The sequence below is a fragment of the Cypionkella sp. genome (assembly GCF_034376685.1).
Classification (GTDB): domain Bacteria; phylum Pseudomonadota; class Alphaproteobacteria; order Rhodobacterales; family Rhodobacteraceae; genus Cypionkella.
In genome coordinates, this window is the sequence record NZ_JAXMJJ010000109.1 from 1 (window position 1) to 21,608 (window position 21,608).

The 21,608-nt window shown below is 60.4% G+C and carries 17 protein-coding genes and 2 pseudogenes; 3 read left to right on the plus strand and 16 right to left on the minus strand.

Annotated elements, in window-relative coordinates; genetic code table 11:
* Positions 1-102 precede the first annotated feature (102 nt).
* From U1A24_RS20530 to U1A24_RS20555, 6 genes are all read right to left on the minus strand, one after another.
* The gene (locus U1A24_RS20530; protein ID WP_322323849.1) at positions 103-900 is read right to left on the minus strand and encodes an ABC transporter ATP-binding protein; all 798 of its coding nucleotides are present in this window, start codon (positions 898-900) and stop codon (positions 103-105) included.
* A complete protein-coding gene (locus U1A24_RS20535) occupies positions 882-1,889 on the minus strand; it encodes an ABC transporter ATP-binding protein (RefSeq protein ID WP_322323850.1) in 1,008 nt (335 codons plus the stop codon). The genes U1A24_RS20530 and U1A24_RS20535 overlap by 19 nt, the downstream gene beginning before the upstream one ends.
* Positions 1,889-2,722 carry an ABC transporter permease gene (locus U1A24_RS20540; RefSeq protein ID WP_322323851.1) on the minus strand — a complete coding sequence of 278 codons (834 nt, stop codon included), beginning with the start codon at positions 2,720-2,722 and terminating at the stop codon, positions 1,889-1,891. The genes U1A24_RS20535 and U1A24_RS20540 overlap by 1 nt, the downstream gene beginning before the upstream one ends.
* The gene (locus U1A24_RS20545; RefSeq protein WP_322323852.1) at positions 2,719-3,687 is read right to left on the minus strand and encodes an ABC transporter permease; all 969 of its coding nucleotides are present in this window, start codon (positions 3,685-3,687) and stop codon (positions 2,719-2,721) included. Before U1A24_RS20545 ends, U1A24_RS20540 begins: the two co-directional genes overlap by 4 nt.
* Before the next feature lie 108 nt (positions 3,688-3,795).
* A complete protein-coding gene (locus tag U1A24_RS20550; RefSeq protein WP_322323853.1) occupies positions 3,796-5,346 on the minus strand; it encodes an ABC transporter substrate-binding protein in 1,551 nt (516 codons plus the stop codon).
* A gap of 88 nt (positions 5,347-5,434) precedes the next feature.
* Positions 5,435-7,492: a CocE/NonD family hydrolase gene (locus U1A24_RS20555; protein ID WP_322323854.1), complete on the minus strand. Its 2,058-nt coding sequence runs from the start codon at positions 7,490-7,492 to the stop codon at positions 5,435-5,437.
* Positions 7,493-7,668: 176 nt separating this feature from the next.
* Between U1A24_RS20555 and betI the strand changes: the two genes are divergently transcribed.
* Positions 7,669-8,262, plus strand: coding sequence for a transcriptional regulator BetI (betI, locus tag U1A24_RS20560; protein WP_322323855.1), 594 nt, complete (start codon positions 7,669-7,671; stop codon positions 8,260-8,262).
* Between the two features lie 174 nt (positions 8,263-8,436).
* On the opposite strand, the pseudogene U1A24_RS20565 reads toward betI, so the two are convergent.
* Positions 8,437-9,785 (minus strand): annotated as a pseudogene (locus U1A24_RS20565) (ISKra4 family transposase).
* A gap of 49 nt (positions 9,786-9,834) precedes the next feature.
* Between U1A24_RS20565 and U1A24_RS20570 the strand changes: the two are divergent.
* Complete coding sequence (locus tag U1A24_RS20570) at positions 9,835-10,212, plus strand: substrate-binding domain-containing protein (RefSeq protein ID WP_322323856.1); 378 nt, start codon at positions 9,835-9,837, stop codon at positions 10,210-10,212.
* On the opposite strand, the gene U1A24_RS20575 is transcribed toward U1A24_RS20570, so the two are convergent.
* The 9 genes from U1A24_RS20575 to U1A24_RS20615 form a co-directional block, all read right to left on the minus strand.
* A complete protein-coding gene (locus U1A24_RS20575; RefSeq protein WP_322323857.1) occupies positions 10,213-11,802 on the minus strand; it encodes a metallophosphoesterase in 1,590 nt (529 codons plus the stop codon).
* 1 nt (position 11,803) lies between these two features.
* Positions 11,804-12,436, minus strand: a complete 633-nt coding sequence (locus U1A24_RS20580; RefSeq protein ID WP_322323858.1) for a dual specificity protein phosphatase — start codon at positions 12,434-12,436, stop codon at positions 11,804-11,806.
* Positions 12,433-13,278 (minus strand): inositol monophosphatase, encoded by an 846-nt coding sequence (locus U1A24_RS20585; RefSeq protein WP_322323859.1) that lies wholly within the window; start codon positions 13,276-13,278, stop codon positions 12,433-12,435. The genes U1A24_RS20580 and U1A24_RS20585 overlap by 4 nt, the downstream gene beginning before the upstream one ends.
* A gap of 116 nt (positions 13,279-13,394) precedes the next feature.
* Entirely contained in the window at positions 13,395-14,252 is an 858-nt protein-coding gene (locus U1A24_RS20590) for an inositol monophosphatase (RefSeq protein WP_322323860.1), read from the minus strand.
* A 61-nt stretch (positions 14,253-14,313) separates the two neighbouring features.
* The gene (locus U1A24_RS20595; protein ID WP_322323861.1) at positions 14,314-15,411 is read right to left on the minus strand and encodes an ABC transporter substrate-binding protein; all 1,098 of its coding nucleotides are present in this window, start codon (positions 15,409-15,411) and stop codon (positions 14,314-14,316) included.
* A gap of 22 nt (positions 15,412-15,433) precedes the next feature.
* Complete coding sequence (locus tag U1A24_RS20600; protein WP_322323862.1) at positions 15,434-16,534, minus strand: ABC transporter substrate-binding protein; 1,101 nt, start codon at positions 16,532-16,534, stop codon at positions 15,434-15,436.
* A gap of 83 nt (positions 16,535-16,617) precedes the next feature.
* On the minus strand, positions 16,618-17,718 hold the full coding sequence (locus U1A24_RS20605) for an ABC transporter substrate-binding protein (protein WP_322323863.1): 1,101 nt from the start codon (positions 17,716-17,718) through the stop codon (positions 16,618-16,620).
* 20 nt (positions 17,719-17,738) lie between these two features.
* Positions 17,739-18,866, minus strand: coding sequence for an ABC transporter ATP-binding protein (locus tag U1A24_RS20610; RefSeq protein WP_322323864.1), 1,128 nt, complete (start codon positions 18,864-18,866; stop codon positions 17,739-17,741).
* Entirely contained in the window at positions 18,866-20,692 is a 1,827-nt protein-coding gene (locus U1A24_RS20615; RefSeq protein ID WP_322323865.1) for an iron ABC transporter permease, read from the minus strand. The genes U1A24_RS20610 and U1A24_RS20615 overlap by 1 nt, the downstream gene beginning before the upstream one ends.
* 606 nt (positions 20,693-21,298) lie before the next feature.
* Between U1A24_RS20615 and U1A24_RS20620 the strand changes: the two are divergent.
* Positions 21,299-21,487 (plus strand): annotated as a pseudogene (locus U1A24_RS20620) (IS3 family transposase); the annotation flags it as partial.
* Positions 21,488-21,608: the final 121 nt, after the last annotated feature.

The window sequence follows — 21,608 nt, forward strand, 5'->3', positions numbered from 1 at the left end:
GTCTGGAGCCTTGACTCGGTTTTTTGGGAGCGGTTCAGTTCTCATAAAATTGGCATTCGATTCACGAGACATAGTTTCTCAATTGTGGGGCCGATAGCATCCTTATCCTCGACCATCGCCCACGTGACGTGCACGAGGCCAAGAGGCAAGCAGTTGTTGCGTGTAATCGGCCAGGGGTGTTTGCAGGACTATGGTGCAATCGCCTTGTTCGACAATACGGCCGCGATGCATCACCGCGACCTGATCGGCAATCAGCCGCACCACTGCCAAATTGTGGCTGACCACCAGCAGCGTTACGGCGGTCTCAGTACGAATCTCTTGCAGTAGGTTCAGCAAATCACCCTGAACCGAGACGTCGAGACCGGCGGTTGGTTCATCCGCCGCCAGAATGCGGGGGCGAAACAGCAGCGCGCGGGCGATCGCGGCACGGCGGGCTTGTCCGCCACTGATCTGATGCGGATAGAGATCGACGACGCCGGGCGGCAGGCCAAGTCGTTGCAGGATTTCCGCCAGCCGGGCGCGAATCTCGTCGCGCGACTCGCCGAGACATCCGGCCACCTCGTCCATCGACTGACCAATCCGGCGGCGCGGCGACAGCGATTGTGCAGGATCCTGAAAAATGGGTTGGATCGTGGTGATCAGACTGCGAAAATCACGCCGGGCGGGCGGCTGCACCGCGCCCATCAATGTGACCTGACCCGCACTCAGCCGCTGAAGCCCCAGAATAGAGCGCAGAAGTGTCGTCTTGCCAGAGCCGCTCTCCCCGACAATGCCGAAACAACTGCCGGTAGGGACCACGACCGAGATGCCATCCAGCGCTCGGAATGTGCCAAAGGTCACAACGGCAGCCGTAACGTCAATAGCCGCCGACGGGCATGGTGCTACAGTGTCAGAATGCATCGGGCCTCCTGACTGGATTTGCCTGCCAATGCTCGCAGATCGGGGTGTGCTGCGGTGCAATCCGCGACTGCGTGGGCACAGCGCGGCGCATAGATGCAGCCCTTGGGCAAATCCCGCAGGGCGGGCAATTCGCCAGGGATCACCTGAAAGCGTTGCTCCAGTGGCGGATTGGCGCGTGGCGCGTCAATCTCGACATCACAGGTGAATAGATCGGCGGTATAGGGATGCGCGGGATGACGGACCACATCTGCCACCGCGCCGCGCTCAACGATCTCACCGGCATAGATCACCGCCACCTGATCGCAGTAGCGCGCGACCAGACCCAAAGAATGGGTGATCAGCAGGATTGAACAGCCGATCTCATCGCGCAGCGCGCACATCTGCGCCATAACCTGCGCCTCGACCGTCACGTCCAGCGCGGTAGTTGGCTCATCTGCGATCAGTAGGCTGGGCCGCGCCAGCAGCGCCATGGCGATGACCACACGCTGCCGCATACCACCGGAAAGCTCATGCACATAGTTGCGCATCCGCGCTTCAGGACGGTCAAAGCCAACCGTTCCCAGCGCGGCAACTGCCCGCGCCTGCCGCGCCGCGCGATCCGCCTGTGGATCACAACGGCGCAGCACTTCGTGCAGATGCGCCCCGATGGTAAACACCGGATTGAGCGAGGCCGTCGGATCCTGAAATATCATCGCAAACTCACGCCCACGCAGCGCCGCCAGCGCCGTGCTGTCGGCGCATTCAATCTTGCGGTCGCGCAACGTGATCTGCCCGCCCCGCACCCGGGCATTCGGAGTAAGCAGGCCCATAAAGGCCAGCGCCACCGTTGATTTGCCACTGCCAGATTCGCCCACCAGACCCACGATCGACCGTGGCGGAATATCGAGCGAGATATCACGCAGCACCGGGCTGGCGGCACCGCCCCGGCTGGTAAAATCAAGCGACAGGTTGGACAGACCAATATGGCCGCTGCGATTTGCGCCCTGCATCACATCCGCCCTCTCAGCTTCGGGTCAACCGCGTCGCGCAGGGCCTCGCCAAGCAAGGTGCAGCCCAGCGTCGCCACGGCCAGCACGGCGGCAGATCCCACGATGGGCCACCACGACTGATCCAGAAACACATAACCGTCGCGTATTAGCGTGCCCAGACTGGTGGCTGGCGGCTGCACGCCGAGGCCGATGAAGGACATCGCCGCCTCGATGGTGATGACGACCGGCACATTCATGCTGGCCAGCACGATCATCGGCCCGATGATGTTTGGCACGATATGGCGCAGGATGATGTTGGGTCGCGACAGCCCCATCAGCAAGGCGGCCTCGATGAACGGGCGGTGTTTCAGGGTCAGCGCCTGACTGCGCGCGACGCGGGCAAACTGCGGCAGAAAAGCAAGCGAGATAACCACGATCAGCTTGCCCATGCCGGTGCCGTAAAGTGCCACCAGCGCAAAGATCAGAATGTAGATTGGGAAAGCGCTGATGATATCCAACATGGCAAGGATGGTGCGATCAGCGATCCGGCCAGACAGCGCCGCCGTGACACCAAGGCAGGTGCCGCCCGCCATCGACAGCGCGACCACAAGGCAAGCAATGGAAAGTGCCGACCGGGTGCCTACGGCCACGCGGGCAAACAAGTCACGCCCAAGATTGTCTGTCCCAAGCAAGTGTGTAAGTGACGGGGCCGCGAACCGCGATTGCACGTCGATCCGGTTCGGATCGGCGGCAAGCCAGGGTCCGACCAGCGCCAACAGCAGCACCAGCACAACCAGAACCATGCCGGCTTTGCCGCCCCGTTCCTGCCGGACGGTTGTGAGAAGTCGGCTCATGCCTCGTCCCTCGTCACGGCGCGGCGGAACCGCGGATCCAGCAACCCGCTGATAATCTCGACACCGATATTGGCGGTGACATAGACCAGCACGATGATCACCGTCGCCGCCTGCACCACGGCAAAGTTGCGAGAGGCCACAGCGTTGTAACTGAGCGTCCCGATACCGGGTCGAGCGAAGATCATCTCGGCAAACAAGGCGCTGCCGATCAGATCGCCCAAGGCAACACCAAGAATGGCCACTACCGGGATCAGCGCTGGCCGCATCGCATAGATCACCAGAATGCGCCATTCCGGCACGCCATAGGCGCGCAAAGTGCGCACATGCTGTTCGGCAAGCACCTCCAGCAGCGCTGCCCGGACCAGCCGGGCAAGATAGCCCACCCAGCCCAGTGCAAGCGCCGTGGTCGGCAGGATCAGGTGCAACAGCTGGTCTATGGGATCACCCTCGGCACCAGCCCCCGCCACGGGCAGCCAGTCCAGTGCCAGCGAGAACACCAGCAGAAGAAGGATTGCGATCACAAAGCTGGGCGTGGTGATCAGCACGACAGAAAACACCCCGAGCACCCGATCCGCCAGCGATCCCGGCCGCACCGCTGCTACAGCGCCGAGCGGCACCCCAAGCAGCAGACTAAGGCCAAGTGCCGCGAAGGCCAGTGCCATTGTATTGGGCAATACGTCGACAATCATCTGCAGGATCGGGCGGCCCGAGATGACATCGGTGCCGAAATCGCAGCGCAGCGCGCGCGACAGAAACTGCCAAAGCTGCTCCTGGATGGACCGATCCAACCCCATCCGTTCGGTCAGGATAGCACGCAGCTCTGGGGTCGCGCGCGGCCCATAAAGCACGCTGGCAAGATCGCCCGGCACGAATTGGATCAGCACGAACAGCAAGATCACAGCACCGATGATCGTCAGCACCCCCGCCAAGGCCCGCCGCCACAGAAAGCCGAAAATCTGCGTCATGCCTGCCCCCTGCCGATGCCTGACGGCCCGTCGAGTGAACGGCTCCCGGCCCTGATGATAACTGGCATCGCGATTTCCCCTTTCTGCCGCAAGGTCCGAGCCGTCCGTTCAAACGGGTTTAAAAAAACGCAATTGCCAGTCGAGACCGTTGGGCAAAATCGATGGCGTCAACCAGTTGGCATGCCCATACAGATGCACGCCATGGGTGATCCAGATGCAGGAAGCGCTTTCATCCAGCAACTGCTGCATCCGAACATATTTCTCTTGCCGCCCGAGGGGATCAAGCATCGACGCCGCCTCAGTGTGCAACCGATCAAATTCGTCGCTGGTCCAGCGCTGCCAGTTCCACACACCGACTTGCGAGCCCAGAAACCATTGGGTCTGAAAGCTGGGGTCGAATTTGGAGGCATAGGTGATCAGCGTCAGTTCCAGATCTTTTGCCGCATCGCCCGACCCCATCGCCCAATAAGCACCAGGGTCCAGAGCATTGATGGTCAGATTGATGCCAATCTCCGACAGATTGGCCTGCACGATCTGAGCGATGGCCTGCGATGTTGAATCGTTCAGGCAGGTGAAGGTCAGCGCGATATTGCTGTGTCCTGCCTCGGCTAACAGGGCCTGTGCTGCCGCGATGTCGCGATTGTAGACCGGGGCTTCTGCCCAATAGCCCAGAAGGGGAGGGGCCAGCAGCGCATTGGCGCGCCCGACCTTGCCAGCATAGGCCCCGTCGATCACGGTCTGGATATCCATTCCCAGCCGGATCGCTTGACGCACCCGCAGATCGGCCAGCGCGCCCTTTTCAACGTTCAGACTGACCCAAGTATAATCAATCCCCTCCATCTTGACGACCGTCACGTCACTGTCTTTGGCCAATTCGTCTTCCGCCGTCACATCCGCCGCGGTCAGCGCGGTTTCCTTGGCAAGCAGCGACAGCAATGCGGTGCGCGGCTCTACAATCGGCTTCAGGATAATTTGCCGGAAGGTCGGCATATCGCGGCCCGCATAGTCGGGGCTTGCCTCTAGCACCACCTGATCGCGGGGTTTCCATTCTTTGAAGACATAGGGCCCAGATCCGATTGCACGGGTCGAAATCCCGGTGCCGAGGGCTTCCGTGGCCTTCTTCGACAGGATCGACCCCGAGCCGTCACAGATGGCGATCATCCAGATGGCCGGTGCCGGATTCTTCAGGATCAGCTTGCCAGTATAAGTGCCCGTCACTTCAACCCGGTCCAACGCGCCAAAATCGTCGGCATAGGCCACCATGGCACCCTGCGCATCGGGGGTGATGAACCTCTCAAAGCTGAATTTCACATCCTCGGCTGTCAGTTCGCCATAACCATCATGGAACATCTGGCCGGGGTTCAGTTCGAACTCGATTTCGGTGTCCGAGTTCTGCTTGATCCATTTCGCTGCGTCAGGCTCCCATTCCAACGAGCCGGGCTTGAACCGCGCAAGGCGCTGGCAGACGGCAGACAGGATGTTTCCCTCAACCGGGCCGACGCGGAAAGCGGGATCAACATTGCTGATGTCATCCGGGATGCGCAGGGTGACAGTATCGTTTCCCTGCGCATAGGCGACAGGGAAGCCCAGAACAAAAGGTGCTACTGCAGCAGTGGCGGTGCCCAGCATGAACTGGCGGCGGGTGGCGTTCTTGAGCATGATGTCTGTCCTTTTCCGATATAATTACGGGGCGGAGAGCATTTGGCAGAGCGGTCAGAACTGCCTTGGTTACAAGTTCAGTGCGACCTCAAAGATGGTCACGCGGGATTGTCTCATCGAATTTCCGTTCGGCAAAAATCTGATCCCCTTCATGGGCGACCAGCGAGCCGGTGACGTGAAACGCCGTCTCAGAGCACGTCACTCTAACAGTGGTCTGCAAATGCGCCTGCCAGTCGTCGCGGCGAAAGCCGATTTTGCATTCCGACAGATACTCTGCCGAGGTGGCAACACCGGGCGCAATAATCATGGTTTCAAGGTGCGAGGAACTGACCTCGGTTCCCGTCTCGTCAATACGCGCGGTGCCGTCATCGCTCAGAGCGGTCAGCGTCATGGTGCCGGTTGCGACATCAACCCGGCGGTCGCGGGTCTGCTTGCCGGCAATCAGTCTGGTCGATGGCCCAGCCGGTGCCTGTGCCACCGGGCCAAAGATAACAGGCTCCGATTCAAATCCTTCGGCCAGCACGGGCAGATCAAGGCGGCTGCCCGCCGGGTCGATCGTCAGCATGGCCTGTTCCGGCGACGGCCACAGCATCGGCCAATAGGCCGAGGAAATCGCCAGTCGCAGTTTGTGGCCAGCCGGGATGATCTGGCCCACGGGTTTCAGTTCGACCTGCACATCATAAGACTGTCCCGGCACCAGCGCTTCGGGAAACTCATGGCTGTTGCGATGCGCGAGGTTCAGCACGCCAAAGCTGACAAGCGTTGATGTTCCATCCGGGGCGACATCGGTCAACCGCACCGCAACCTGCGCCAAAGGTTTGTCGGCGCTGACTAGCAAGCGGAGCCAGCCGGTGCCCAGAATGCTCAGAGGTTCGGTCAAACTGGCAAGGTCGAAACACAAAGACAACGCATCGTCAACACGTTGATCGACCGCGCCATCAGGCGCCACCCGGCCCTGCCCATAAGGGCACCAGGCCTGCCCGGTTTGGCCCGTGGTAAGGGGCGATCTGACGCTGCAGGTTTTGCCTGCTCCTTTGATGGCTTCGCCACGCACGAGCGTGCCGTCGCTGCCGAGCGAGAAGGTTTGGGGCTGCGCGGCTGCCTCAGGCCAGTTGCGGATTGCCAACCAGCGACCGGGACGCGTGGTTGCCACCGGGTCAGGGGTCAGCGGGTCCATCAGGTAAAGCCGCATGTCAGGATCGTCCTCAACACCATTTTTGATGTCCTTCAGCCAGCGATCCCACCAGCGCAGGCATTCCTGCAAAAACCCGATGGCCGGGCCGGGAAAACCGATTTCCGGCATTTTATGCCCCCAAGGCCCAATGATGCCCTTGCAGGGCGCGGACAGGTTTTCGACCAGATTGAAAACAGTGCGGGGATAGCCGTCAAGCCAACCGCCCACTGCAAGAACAGGACAGGCAATCGCGCCGAAATCTTCACAGACCGAACCGTGCTTCCAGAATTCATCCCGCCGCTGGTGCCGCATCCAGCCCGCAGGAATCAGCGTGGCATTCTCGATCCGCACCCGCCACATCTCGCGCCATGTGTCGTGGCCCACCACGGCGGGATCTGGCGGCAGCGCGCAATAGTTAAAAAGAGCGCTGCCCCAACTGAAATTATCGTCAATCAGACAGCCGCCCATCCAATGCGCGTCACAGGCATAGCGGTCATCGGTGGAGTAAACGCTGACAACCGCCTTGAGCCGCGCCGGTCTGCGTGCTGCAGCCTGCAGCCCAGAAAACCCGCCCCAGGAATGCCCGATCATTCCCACGGCACCGCTGCACCAATCTTGCTGCCCCAGCCATTCGATCACCTCGCAGGCATCATCCTGTTCGCGGGCGATATACTCATCGCCCATCACCCCCTCAGAATCACCGGTGCCCGCGATGTCGACACGGGCCCCCGCATAGCCATGCGCTGCGAACCACAGGTGCAGTTGATCGTCGCCAAGCCGTGTAAGATCACGTCGGCGGTAGGGAATGTATTCAAGAATGACCGGCACGGGCGCGGGATTTGCGGGTAAAAACAGCCGCGCGGCAAGCCTGCGCCCATCCGCCAGTGGGATCCATACCGTCTCGACTGAGCGGGTTTCGACACCGTTAGCGAATGCCTCAAGCTGCGTCATTCCATCGTCCAAGCCCGCCATAGTGCCCTGTCTCCATCCGTTTATGATTTCATAAAACAGTTTATTGTTCTATCAGTCAACAATTAGTATTGATCATCAATGAAGGCCTTGCAAACGGGGCGCTGCCAGCGCAATCTGGCCTCGGCTGCAACGAACCCTGACGCGGAAAACCGCCCCTCCGAGAGAATGGTTGACCCTTGAGAAAATCCTTAACCGCGATACGGCGCGAAGAGTTGGTGCAGGCGACAATTTCGGTGATAGCCGAAGGTGGGCTTGCCGGCGCCACGCTGGCCAGCATCGCCAAGCGCGCCGAGATGTCACCCGCACTGGTCAACCACTACTTTGACGGCAAGGATGAATTGCTGGCGCTTGCCCTGCGCCGGGTCTCCAGCCTGCTGCGCGATGAGATCCAGCGGTTGCTGCCCGCAAACCCGAGCCCAGAGCAGCGGCTTAGGGCGATCATTGATGGCAACTTTCAGCCAAAACTATACGAGTCTGACGCTCAGGAGGCGTGGCTGCAGTTTGGGCTGATCTTTCAGGAAAAGGGCTCGCAGCACCTGCACCGGATCAATCGGATTCTTGGCGCGCGCTTCAGATCGAACATCGGATATGCCTTTCGTCAAGCAGTTCCAGCCGACCAGATTGGCGATGCTGTCGACGGGCTTGTTGCCCTGATCGACGGGTTTTCCTGGCGTTTTCTGATGAACCCGGCGCATATTGAATTCGATCTTGCCCGGCGCGTTTGTTGGGATTTTGCCGAACATCGCCTCCGTGGTCGCAGTTCAATTTAGCTATCAAATTCTACCAATCAGACAGTGTCCAAGATTTGAGATGAGCTTGACGCCCGCGCCCGTCTGCTCGCGCAATTGGGATAACTCCGGCGTTTGAGTTTGCAGTGGCGCATCGAGACGACTTGACGCCTGCCACACTGACATTGCTGGGTGGGAGTGGGCAAAACATGGTGATCAAGCGGCCAGCTTTGAAACGGTTAGCCTTCCGTCAAGGACAGCAGCCCGCGTGACGGCAACGCGAAGTGCGCCCTGCGGTGACCATCTCATGCGGCGGCGTTTTCCCATGCGAATGTTGCCTATGTCATCGACGCAGCCTTCTGCCCGGGACGATGAAACCGCGAGGCCGTTTCGGTATCGACAACCATAGTCCGGAAGCGCGTCGAAGTTGTTGGAAAGGTAGGAATAGAGATCCTGATACCGGGCTTTGACGCGCCTGGCGGCTTCTCGTAATTCTCGGGTTTCGGCACGCAATCGATCACAATCGATTTGAAGAACTTTGAGGATTGGCGCGGCGATCATCACTTTCCCGTGCCAAAGGTACCAGCGCATTGTCGCGGCAGGTCGCTCGAAGAGTAGTTGCAACCCTGAAAAGCCTTTCGATTGCAGGAGGCCTTGCACCGCATTTTCAATGTGCTTTACCCGCATCGAGATATGCCACCAATCCAGTATGTGGAAGGCGGGACCTGGAACGGAATGCCGCACTAGGTTTGGCAAGTCTGGTTCGCCGTCTGAAATCACGGTCACCTTGCTTTGGCCATCCCAACCTTGTGTAATCAGGTCATTTCGGAGCCGCCTGGCAGGCGACGCAGCGGCTTGTTGAACGAGACCAAATCGTCGGCTCATATTGAGGCTTTCAACCTTGCCGACCACAACATCAAAAGGTGCCGTTTCTGGTATTCAGGCCGACATCGTATCTGTGCACCATCCGGGAAAACAGTCAGTGGGGATGCTTCCGCGTTTGTACCCGCGTCTCCTCGGCGCGCGTCGTCGTTGCTGATTTCGTCAGCGATGCGACCCAAGCGATTTCGCACTGTCGTGTTCAACTGGGCCGAACAGGGCAGGAACATTTCGATCAGTCGGGCGGCTTCTCGAAGCGAGTGCCTCGATCCCAATTCAGCCTGTAGGCGCTGAAGTTCTGGCGTCGCACGATCAGGAAAAAGTCCAGAATATGGAGATTCCGGCCGAGTGTTCTCGACCCCGGCAGATTGGCACGAGCACTGTCGAATCCTGGGCGACTTCATGCGAAAACGACCGAACATGGTATCGAAGATACGGCCGCGATCATCATGGATCGTTCGTCGTCGACCACAGTCGTTGCATTTCCGGCGAGCGGACAGCGCTTCATCGATCTGTTCTTGCAGGATCGCTTCCTGCAATCGCCCTAGCAATTGCTTTGCCTCGTCGAGAAGCAGACCAAGGTTCGCGGGTCCCAACTCGTCAGGCGCACGGCGGAGCCGACCGATATTGCGCCTACGCGTTTCGCCATCGTGAAACGTCGTCTCAACAAAAATACTTACATCCATTGTGGGTCCCGCGTTACTCTGAAACCCTTAACCTACCACGACGACGACCATGTTTTGCCCCCTCCCCACGGTCACAGTCAGCCGCGCTGGCCCCACCGGCTATGCCAGCGGGGTCGACAGCGCCCGGCAGTTGCTTGCAGCCTCGTCGCGGCCTGACGGTGTATTTTGCGTCACCGACCTGCTTGCCATTGGCTTCATGGACGCCGCCCGGCAGGATTTCCGGCTGTCGATCCCAGACGATCTCTGCGTGATTGGCTTTGATGACATCCCCGAGGCCGGTTGGCTGGGTTACAACCTGACCACATTCCGTCAGCCGATCAAAGAGATCGCCGAATATATCGCAGCCATCCTGACCAGCGATGAAGCGGACTTGGGCAAGCAGAATTTCCCGGTGCAAGTGGTCTGGCACCGCACCGTCAGGCCGTGATCAGATCGGGGTGATGCGCAAATCGGGCAAATGGATGATGAAATCACCGTTTGGCAGCCGCGCCAGATAGGCACGCATAATCCGCAGCAAGGTGATGAAGCGCACGGCCAAATCACTGCCGTTGCGGTCGGGAAGCTGCGCGCAAAGCTTGTGATAGAAGGCCAGCCGATCGGCTGCAATAAACGGCGCTGCCGCCTCGCCGCCCTTGCGCAGCCGATACCAATCCTCGACCAAGGCCGCCAGAGCAATATCTGGCGCATCCAGCCCCGCCACACCGATCAGCGCCAAAAGATCATCGACGTGCCGCGATGCGACGAAATCTGCCATATCTTCGGGCCATTCGCGCGGGATGTAGCGATCCTGTACCACTGCCGCCAGATGGCAATTCAGGAACGCGCCATAATCATGGGCATGGCTGGCGGGCGGTGCGCTTTGGCCCGCGCAGATCGCCTCGGCCCGATAGGCGGTAAAGGCCACATCATGCGCAGGGGCATCCGCCAGCGACACCGTCCGTATGGTGATCTGATCAACCCCCACATCGGCCAGCTTCATCCCAGCCGGAAAGCCTACCGGAGAAGGCACTGCAAGGTTCAAAAACGCCCCCTCTGGCCCGCGATAGGCAGCGGTATCATTGACGTGCAAATGCCCCGAAAAATGCACTTGCACACCCGTCTTGGCGAAGGCTGCAGCCACCTCGGCCCCCGGCGCGCGCCGCGCCAGTCCGCTTGCGCCAAACAGCGCAACCTCATCCGCAGAAGCGCCGCCAAGCGCGTCCAGTCCGGGATAATGCGAAAAGGCGATCAACCGCTTGCCCATGACCTGCGCGCGCTGCGCCACATCTGCCATCCAACTCAGCACATGCGCCCGATGATGCAGCACGCCAGACCAGCCCGTATCGGTTGGATCGTGAAACTGCGCGGCATCTCTCAGATCCGTCGCGCCGTTTCGGGGGGCGCAGACATTGGCGTCGATCGACAGCAACCACAGATCTGGCACGGGCTCGACCAGATAAGATGCGTCGATCATACGACAACAGGTGCCGCCATCCGGGCTTGTTACATCATAGCTGCGAGCTGCCCAGTCAGGATTCCGGCCAAACGGGCTTTCCCAATGCAGATCGCCCGTTTCCGGCTGATAGCCCAGTCGGCCCATCATCTGAAGCGCGGGTAAGGCACCCAATGTCGCGGCCTCGGGCGTCGTGCTGCTGTCCACCACAACCGGACTGCCATCTGTTGCAATGAACGTCTTGACCTGCGGTCGCCCCGCCACCGCAAAAAAATCATGGTTTCCCGGCGTGGCAAATACCCGCAGCCCGTGTCGCTTGCGGTAATGCGCCAACAGCGCCACCGCCCCGGCAATGTTGGGCACTTGGCCGTCGTCAGTCAGATCGCCGATCAGCAGGACATGCCGCGCGCCCTCGGCAACTGCGCGGTCCAATGCGGCGCGAAACGCGGCGGCGGATTCGTTGAACACGCGTGTCGAGGCGATTGTCTCGGCATAAGTGCGGATCGCACCCGGCAGCCCACTGTGCTTCGGCACCCAGCCGCAATCATGGTAATGCGGGTCGGCGATGACGGCCAGCAGCGTCACCTCATGCGGCTCCGGTTTTGGCGGTTCGGGCGATATCGTCCTCTATCAGACCCACCCAATGCGCGGTGCGTTCGGCGGCGGCAATCAACATGGGCTTCGGCGTTTCATGCCATTCCTCAGGGCGCAACGCGCGCTTGATCCGCACATGGTCTATGGCCGCTGCCAAAGTCGGAAACTCACCCGGCAGATGCAGATGCAAGAACAGCGCCACCAGCACCACAGAGCGCGACCGCCCCGCGCGGCAGTTCACCAGCAAGCTGCCACGATCCCGCCGGGGATAGCTTGGCTTTTCGGGCATGATCTGATCCAGCGCCCCACGCAGTTGATAAAACCCTGCCAGCATCATCGTGTCAGGATTGCCTGGACCATCAACGATGCCAAGCTTGTAATAGCGGATCAGAGCAGGTCCATAACCGACGGAATCATGCGAGACCTCATCCGGCGTCGCCACATAGTTGAAATCAAGGTTCACCGCGCAGTTCAGCACCGTTGAGATGCCATGCGCGCGTAGCAGCGGAATATCCGACGCGCCCTCCCGCCCACCCACATAAAGATCAACGCCATAGCCCGGCAGGTTTTCATAGACCTTGCTGATGCTTGGGCGCTCGAAACGCTGGGAGAATTTTTCGGTCATGCAGTCCTCAGCGTCGTCAGAGTGGGCGCGGGCAGTATATCGGCGCCCGGGAAAATCGGGATTCCTGTGGCAGTGGCCAACACGGCAGCGACGGCGGGCGAAGCCGCCAGCACCGGTGCGCCGTCGATCAGACCGCCCAGTGACAGGAACGCGCAGGTGACGCCGCCAGCCTCGCGCACCAGCAGCAGACCGGCCAGACAATCCCACGAATTCATATGCAGTTCGGCATAGCCATCCGTTCGCCCATCCGCAACATAAGCCAGCGCCATTGCGCCGGATGCGCTGCGCCGCACATTGCTGCCCGCCTCAAACAGCGCGGTCAGTGACTGGATGTAACGAGACAATGGCACGCGGTTGGACCAGCCCAGCTCAAACGAGGTTGCCTGCAAGTCTGTGGTTGGCGCGACGTGTATTGCCTTGCCATTGCGCGTCGCGCCACGGCCCTTGCGGGCGAAATACAGCTCATCCGTCGCTGGATTCAGAATCGCGCCAAGCTGCACCTCGCCGCTCGTGACGAAAGCGATAGAGATGCAGAAATGGGGGATCGAACGGGCAAAATTCGCGGTGCCGTCAATTGGGTCCACCACCCAGGCGATGTCGCCGGGAGTGCCGCCGGTTTCCTCGCCAAGAAAGCCGTCAGAGGGAAAAGCTTTGGCGATGCGTGCGCGGACATGCCGCTCTACCGCGCCATCGGTTTCAGTCAGATAGTCTTGCGGACCCTTCATGCCGATCGGCTGACCGGCCTGCCGCTCAAACCCATCCAGTGCCAAGATTGCGGCGCTGCGTGCGAGGTCAAGGCAGAATGCCTCCCGCTGGTCGATGGCCAATTCATCAAGGATCATCGGATACTTCCTATGGTTGTCGTCAGAGTACTATCATGGTTGATTGCACAGCTGTGCATTTCCTTCAAGTCCATACTATAGATACTAATTTGTATCACTATTGAGGGTGTGTTCTATCACCGTGCTATCGAGTGCATGGCGGGCAGTGCTCCGACCCGGCCCGCAGAGATTTCATGCGCGATGCGGCACAACACTGGGTAATTGGCACCAGCGCCAAGCGCGACATAGCCGGGATGCATATAAGCTGCTGCGTCAGGGGCAACCTTGCCAAGGCTATGCGGATGATAGCTGCCGCCCGCCTGCCGCAGTATCGCAATCGCGGCCGTCACATCCCATGGGTTCACCCCAAACCCCGCCGCCGCATCCACCCAGCCTGCCGCGACATGCGCAATCGACAGTGCAGCACTGCCCGGACGGCGCAAGGTGGCAAAGGTCTCGGTCAGCGCGCCAAAGCGTTGCAGGGCCAGCCATTGGCCATCCAGTCGAAAATCACGGCTAACCGGATAGCCGGTGATCAGCACGGCGTGCTGCTCGTCCGCTGCCGCCCGTGACTGCATCGGCATGCCGTTCAGAAACGCTCCCGCAGCCGAGCCGGTGAACATATTGCCCGCGACCGGATCGTAGATTGCGCCAGCCACCACCTCATTGCCGATCACGGCACCGACCGAGACGCACCAGAAGGCAAGCCCGCGCGCGAAGTTGGCGGTGCCGTCAATCGGATCTACGAACCAGCGCACCTCACCCGAGCCGATGCTGCCGCCTTCCTCGCCCATAAAAGTAGAATCCGGCACCTCGCGGAAGATGAAGTCGCGGATTGCGGCTTCCGCCCGCCGATCATGCTCGGTCACGGGATCATGGCGATCCACCTTGAAATCAATTTGCATCTGCGACCGAAACGCTGTCAGCAGAGCAGGCCCGACCAGACGACAGGCGGCTTCAGCGGTTTTGGCGATATGGCGGTGAAACTCGGTCATATTGATCTTTCTTCAGAAGGGGCGGGGGATGCCGGAGAGCAACACCCCCCGCAAGGCAGGCCTAGCGCTTGTGGTTCAGCTGCCAGAAGTCCTGCCAGTCTTGCCGGGTTTCCCAGTCGTCCAGACCGGTTGCCGCGTCATAGTTGAACAGTGCGCCCAGATGTGCGGACAGGCCCGAGGGCTCGTCGGCGGGCAAAGCAATTGTGCTGTTGGTCGGGATCTTGCCGTCCACCATCTGCGGCATGATGCCTTCTTCCGTCAGCACATAATGGATGAACAGCCGCGCCGCATTCGGGCTGTCGGTGCCCTTGGCGATCAGGCCCAGCTTGGTATAAGTCCAGCCCACCCATGGATCGAGCCCGCTGCAAAGCCCCAACTTATAGCCCTTGTCGGCATTGTCGCGGAACTTGGCAGAGCTGACGAGCCCCATGAACGGATCGGCCTGACCGGCCGCACCAACCGCTTCTGAAATGCGGTCATCGCCGTCTGCCATCAGCGGGCCGTTGGCGGCCAAGGCGGCCAACCAAGCGGCGGCAGGGCTGGCCTGATCGGTTTCGAGAGGCTTGCCGTATTGCGCCTGATGGGCCGCCGCGATCTTGTCGCCGCCATGCGTCGCCATCTGGTTGAACCAATCGGTATAGGTGCCCTTGGTCAACGGGTCGATCAGCGCGATCTTGCCCTTCCACGCGGGTTCGGTCAGCTGCCAGATGTTTGTCACCGGGCATTCGCTATACTTTTCCGTGTTGTAGACCCAGACGTTGGCATTGGTCGAGATCGCCAGCGGGTTGCGATAGCCCTCGGGAATATCGGCTTCGATGTCCCCCGGCACCCAGCTTTCCAGAATGTTCGTGGGCAAAAGCTGTGCCATCGCCGCAGGCGTATCGGTCAGCAGCGCCACGTCGCCCTGCACATTGCCCGCCTGCGATTCCCGGATCAGCATTTCGAGCTGGCTGTTGGCCGAAACCTTTTCGCCCGTCGCTTGCACGCCATACTTCGCGGTGAACGCCTCGGCCATATCGACGATCTTGCCGGTGCTGTCATAGATGGTGATCGGCGGTTCGGCCTTGGCGGCGGCGATCAACGCTTCAAGATCGAAGGTCTGCGCCGCAGCAGGGGCGGCAAGCAGCATCACCAGCGGGGCGATCATTTTCAACGTCATGCCAGTGTTCCTGTCGCCGGTTTCATTTCGCATAGTTCAAACGCCAGAAATCCTGCCAATCCTGCCGGGTATCCCAGTCGTCAAGTCCAGAGGCCGGGTTATAGGCCAGCAACTCGGATACATGCGCGGCGATGCCTGACGGCTCATCCGCAGGCAGCCCGACGGTGGTGTTCAACGACATTTTGCCATCCTCGGCCTGTGGTGCGATGCCTTCGGCGGTCATGGCGTAATGGATGAACAGCTTGGCTGCGTTCGGGCTGTCAGTGCCCTTCACGATCAAGCCAACGGTGGCGTTGGTAAAGCCGATGATCGGATCGACACCGCTGCACAGACCAAGCGAAAACCCCGCACCCGCGTTGTCGCGGAACTTCGCCGCACTGACGAGGCCGACGAAAGGCTCGGTCTGGCCGGGGGCAGCGACGGCTTCGGCGGCAGCCGCATCCGCATCGGTGAGCAGCGGGCCATTGGCGGCCAAAGCCGCGATGAATGCCGCCGTCGCCGTGGCCTGATCGGTTTCCAGTGGCTTGCCGTATTGCGTCGCATAGGCCGCGCGGATCTTGTCATCGGCATAGGTCTGCATCTGGTTGAACCAGTCGGTGTAAGACGGCTTGCCCAAGGGATCCTGCATCGCGACCTTGCCCTTCCATTCCGGATCGGTCAGTTGCCAGATATTGGTGATCGGACAGCTTTCGAACAAGTTTGTGTTGTAGGCCAGCACGTTAGGGCTGGAGACCACCAGCAGCGGATCCTTCGCCTCGGCGGCAATATCGCCGGCCAGATCGGGCGGCACCCAGCTTTCGGCAAAGCCACCAGGCAACAGTTGCCCCATCACCGCAGGCACATCCGAGATCAACGAGACATCGCCCTGCACATTGCCCGCCTGAACCTCACGGATGATGGTTTCCATCTGTGCCGGTGCTTTGGTCTTGGTGCCGGTGGCCTGAACGCCGTATTTGGCGGTAAAGGCCTCGGCCATATCGACAATTTTGCCGGTGCTGTCAAAAACCGTGATCGGCGGCTCTGCTTTTGCGGCCTCGATCAGCGCGTTCAGATCGAAGTCTTCGGCATGCGCCCCGCCCGTCAGGGCCATCAGCATCGCGACCGTTGTGGTCAGGTGTTTCATCTTGTCCTCCCTCAAACCTCAGGGCGTTTCCGCCGGTTGCCTTGGCCGCGCGCCGCCCTCCCAGATGGGCGCGCAGGCCTGTTTCAGCGCAGGCTCATCCGCCAGATATCTTGCCAATCCTGACGGCGGTCGAGGTCGCTTTGGGATCCGGCGTTGTTCCAGATCATCAACTGATCCAGATTTGCCGCGATGCCCGAGGCTTCATCCACAGGCAGTCCAACACGCGGATCTGACGGCAGCTTGCCATCCACGCTTTGCGGTGCGATGCCCTCGGCGGTCATCAAATAGCTGATGAACAGCTTGGCGGTGTTCGGGCTGGCGGTGCCTTTGGCGATCACACCAAGGCCGGGGTAAAGCCAGCCGCTGAAGGGGGCGACCCCGGTGCAAACCGCAAGCTTGGAACCCTTATCCGTGTTGTCGCGAAACTTGGCGACCGAGATCATCCCGAAGAACGGCGCGGTCTGTCCCGGCGCCCCGATCGCATCCGCCACGCCCGTGGAATCCGAGATCAGCACGCCGTTGCCTGCAAACGCCTTGACCCAAGCCTCGGTCGCGCTGCCCTGCGCAGGATCAAACGGCTTGCCGTAATGCGTCTGATAGGCTGCGGCCATTTCGGCGTCATGGCCTTCTTCCAGCTGGTTGAACCAATCGGCATAGGCGGGCTTTTCCAGCGGATCCATCATCGCCACACGGGCGTTCCACTCGGGGTCGACCAACTGCCAGACATTGTTGACCGGGCAGGCATCATAGACTTCTGAATTGTAGGCCCAAACGGTCGGATCACTGACCACAACAAGCGGATTGCGCGCGGTTCCCGGTAGGTGTTCAGCCAGATCCGGTGGCACCCAACTTTCGACGATGCCCTGATCCATCAACTCTGACGCGATGGTGGCAGCATCCGCCGCCAGTGAGACGCCACCCACCACATTACCTGCCTGCGCTTCGCGGATCAGCAGTTCGATCTGCCCGGCCTCGTTCACCTTCTTGCCGGTGACCGACAGGCCGTATTTCGCACTGAACGCCTCGGCAGTGTCGACGATCTTGCCAGTCACCGCATATGCGGTCATCGGCGGCTCGGCCTTCGCAGCCTCCAGCAATTCGGCATCGGTCTGTGCCTGTGCTGCGGTTGTCGCCAGCAGGCCCAGCAGCGTCAGCCGCCCCAAACCCTTCATCGCGTGTCTCATCTTATCCTCCCCTTTGATTGTCATGCGACCCGCGCCAGTGCGTCATCGCCCCCCGCCAGGCGTGCGCCGCTACGGTCAAACACATGCAGCGCTGCGGGTTTTACGTGCAGCGTCACGGTTTCGCCGCCCTGCAGCGTCGGGCTTTCGGTGGTGGTCAAAAACACCACCCGCCCGTCACACTGCGCTTCGATGATCCAGCTGCCGCCAGTTGGCATAACGCCGGTAACAACCGCGCCGTGGCGGAAATGCCCGGTGGGCACCGCAACCTCCGGCAAGGCCAGCATCAGCGCCTCGGGCCGGATCCCGACCGAACCGATATCGGCCCCCGCGCCTAAGCGCGCCTGCAGATAATCCCGCGCCGCGCGTTCCAGCGGATGCGCACCAGCCTCCGCCAGTTCGATGATGTTGATCGGCGGGCTGCCGACAAACTCGGCGACAAAGCGGTTAGCGGGACGTTCATAGATATCGTTCGGCGTGCCACGCTGTTGCAGGGTGCCGTCATTCATCACCGCGATGGTGGTGGCCAAGGTCATCGCTTCCCACTGGTCATGCGTCACGAAAACGATGGTGGTCTTGAAGGCGGCGTGAATGCGCTTCAACTCGGCGCGCATTTCCAGCCGCAACCGGGCGTCAAGGTTCGACAGCGGCTCGTCCAACAGCAACACACCGGGATTGACTGCCAACATCCGTGCCAAAGCGACGCGCTGCTGCTGACCACCAGACAGTTGCGACGGGTAGCGGTCACGATATTTCTCGATATCCAGCGCCTTCATCACGGCGTTGACACGCTCTTCACGCTCGGGCCTTGGCACTTTGCGCAAGCGCAGGCCAAAGTCGGTATTGCGCTCGATGGTCAGATGCGGCCACAGCGCGTAGGATTGAAACACCAGCCCCATGCCGCGCTTTTCCGGGCCGACGAAGATGCCCTGCGGGATCGAATCCACCACCCGACCCCCGACCGAGATTTCACCGCCTGACAAGTTCTCCAACCCCGCGATCATCCGCAAAGTCGTGGTCTTGCCGCAGCCCGATGGCCCCAGCAGGCACATGAACTCGCCATCGCCAATATGCAGATCAAGATCGGCCACCGCATTCGGCGACCCGCCGCCATAGTTTTTCTGAACATTACGCAGAATGATGTCGGGCATCAGCTTCCAAGTCCTTCGGCCAAGTTGGTGCGGGTAAGTTTCTGGGCAGCAACCGTGCCCGCATAGGCCAGCCCCGCGATGATCAGCACGACCGCATTGGCCGCCTGGGTGTAGTGGTAGTCGACCAGCCGCAACGAAAAGGTGGTCAGCACGTCAGTGGCAGGCACGGCAAGGATGACGAACAGGCTCAACCCCTTGATGCCAGAGATAAACGGCAACAGAATGCCGGTCACAAGCGAGCCCTTCTGGATCGGCAACACCACCCACAGCATCCGCCGCAGCCAGCCCGCACCCACGACCTGCGCCGCTTCCTCCGGGTCTTTGCCAAGCTGCATCATCGCCGAAATCCCGGCGCGGGAGGCATAGGGCATCTGATCGGCCATCAGCGCCATGATCAGGATTGCATAGGTGCCATATAGCGCCGGAACCGGGCCGCGCTGCACGGCAAACAGCGACAGATAAGCGGCAGCAAAGGCAATCCCCGGCACCAGATAGGGCATGAACGTCACCTGCCGCAGAAAGATCGACAGTGGGCGGAACGGGGTGCGCACCACAACATAGCCGGTCAAGATCCCCAGCAGGCCCGAACAGATCGACGCGGTGCCAACGATCCAGATCGTGTTGAACGCGGCGCGCCACAGATCCTGGCTGAGTAGAATGCCCGTGCGCATCGCCACGGTGGGCAGATCCCATCCGATCCAGTAATCGAGCGTGAAGTTGGACCAAGCGAAATTCGCAGGCATCCGCATCACGGTAGACAAGAACAGCGTCAGAAGCGGCATCGCGACGCTGGCGATAAACACAAGGCTGGCAAAACCCGTCGCGGGCAACCGCCAGCTATGCAACCGCGATGTCCGGTTCATCGAACCTTTCGAGCCCACGGTTACAAAGCGGCGCGCTTCGCGGGCCAGATAGGCATCAACCAGAATTGCAATCAGCCCGATCAGCATGATTGCCCCGGCCAGCACGCCCGCCACACCGGACTGCCGCGAGCCGATAGACCGGTAAAGCGAGGTTGCCAGCACGTCGAATTTTACAGGCAGGCCAAGCACATAAGGCACGCCAAACTCGCCCAGGCACTTGGCGAAGATCAGCACAACCGCCGACATCAGTGCAGGTCGCATCAGCGGCAAGATCACCTGCCGTGCCACCGTGCCACTGGAAGCTCCCAGAATACGCGCCGAATCTTCCAACTGGCTGTCAAAGCGACGCAGAGCCGAGCCGAACAGCAGGATCACAAACGGCGTATAATGAAGCGCCAGAATGACGGTGATCGGAAATTGGCCATAGGCCAGCCAATCTGGCGGCGTCAGACCAATCGCCTCAAACCAGCCTTGCTGGCCGCCGACGGTGCGGTTTTTGAACAGCGTTGTCCAAGCCAGCGCAAAGGTCCATGCGGGCAGCATATAGGGCACGATCAGCGCGGTGGCGAACCAGCGGCGGCCAAACATGTCGGTGCGTGCGATCAGCCAGCCCAGAACGCCCCCCACCAGCATAGAGATCGCAATCGCCCCCGCCGCCACCATCAGCGTGTTCAGCAGCGGCTCCCAGAACAGATCCATTGCCACCGGCGAGGTAAAAGCGCGGGTCAGGTAATACAGGGTGCCGCTGCCCAGATCGGCCTTGGTGCGGCGCTCGTCGCCAAACTGCACCGTCGCGGAATCCATCAGGATCGACAGGATCGGCACCACGATGAGATAGGCGAACAGCAGCGCCATCAGGATGCCGATCACCGTTGTCGGCTCGCGCATCGTCAGCCGCAATTTATAGCCCAATCGGTTGCGCAGGGTCGGGGCGTCATCGCCCCCATGAGACACCGCACTCATCCTCGGCAGCCTTTCAGCCGTGGCAATCCGACTGGTGCATGACCAGCTTCCAACATGATTTGATACCTCCTCCATAGCGGTAGGCTGACCCCAGCACTGCTCAGCCCTCCAAAGCCGATGCGGTGCTCCGCTCTTTCTCACCCTTATCTTTGCAAACTGATCGCCACCTGTCAATACATGCCTGCACAGCTGTGCATCCGCAGGGTATTGAGTATTTATAATTAATTACGAGTGTATTTGTTCGAGTAAGTGCGGAAAATCTTGGAACTAAGCACGCGCGTGCACACTAAGAACCGCAAGATTCTGGCCTATGCTTCGAATCAAGCGTGATGCTCGGATGCGGGGGCGGCAGTACCTGCCGCAAAGCGAGGATAAGCCAAATAACCTTCTCCAACTGTAAGCCGTGAATAGATGGAGTGGTTGCCGTGGTTTTGTCATGTTGTTGACGCGCCCCAGCTGCGCGCATAGCCATCTTTCATGAGCAGCCAAGTTTCACAGCCTCGCCTGAAGGGCTTCCGCTGTCCGCCTTCAGCGCCCATGGAACAGTTTGGCGTGATTGCGTAGCGGAGGGTTTGTGGCTCATCTTGACCCCACATGGAGGTGGAGATGAGAAGGAACCCCGTGACGACGAAGGCGCCTGCCGAGCAGGTTGTGAAGGATATCCGGCGTGCGACGCGCAACCTGCATTCGTCTGAAGAGAAGATCCGGATTGTATTGTCCGGTCTTCGTGGCGAAGACAGCATCGCGGAACTATGCCGCAAGGAAGGTATCGCCCAGAGCTTGTATTACAGCTGGTGTTGATTTTCACCCAGAACTAAGCCGGTTAGGCACATAATTTTCACTGAGAACTGAGCCATGTGAACCTACCCCCAAAGCGGTGAGCGGCGGGGGCAACGGAGTGATCCACATGGGACTA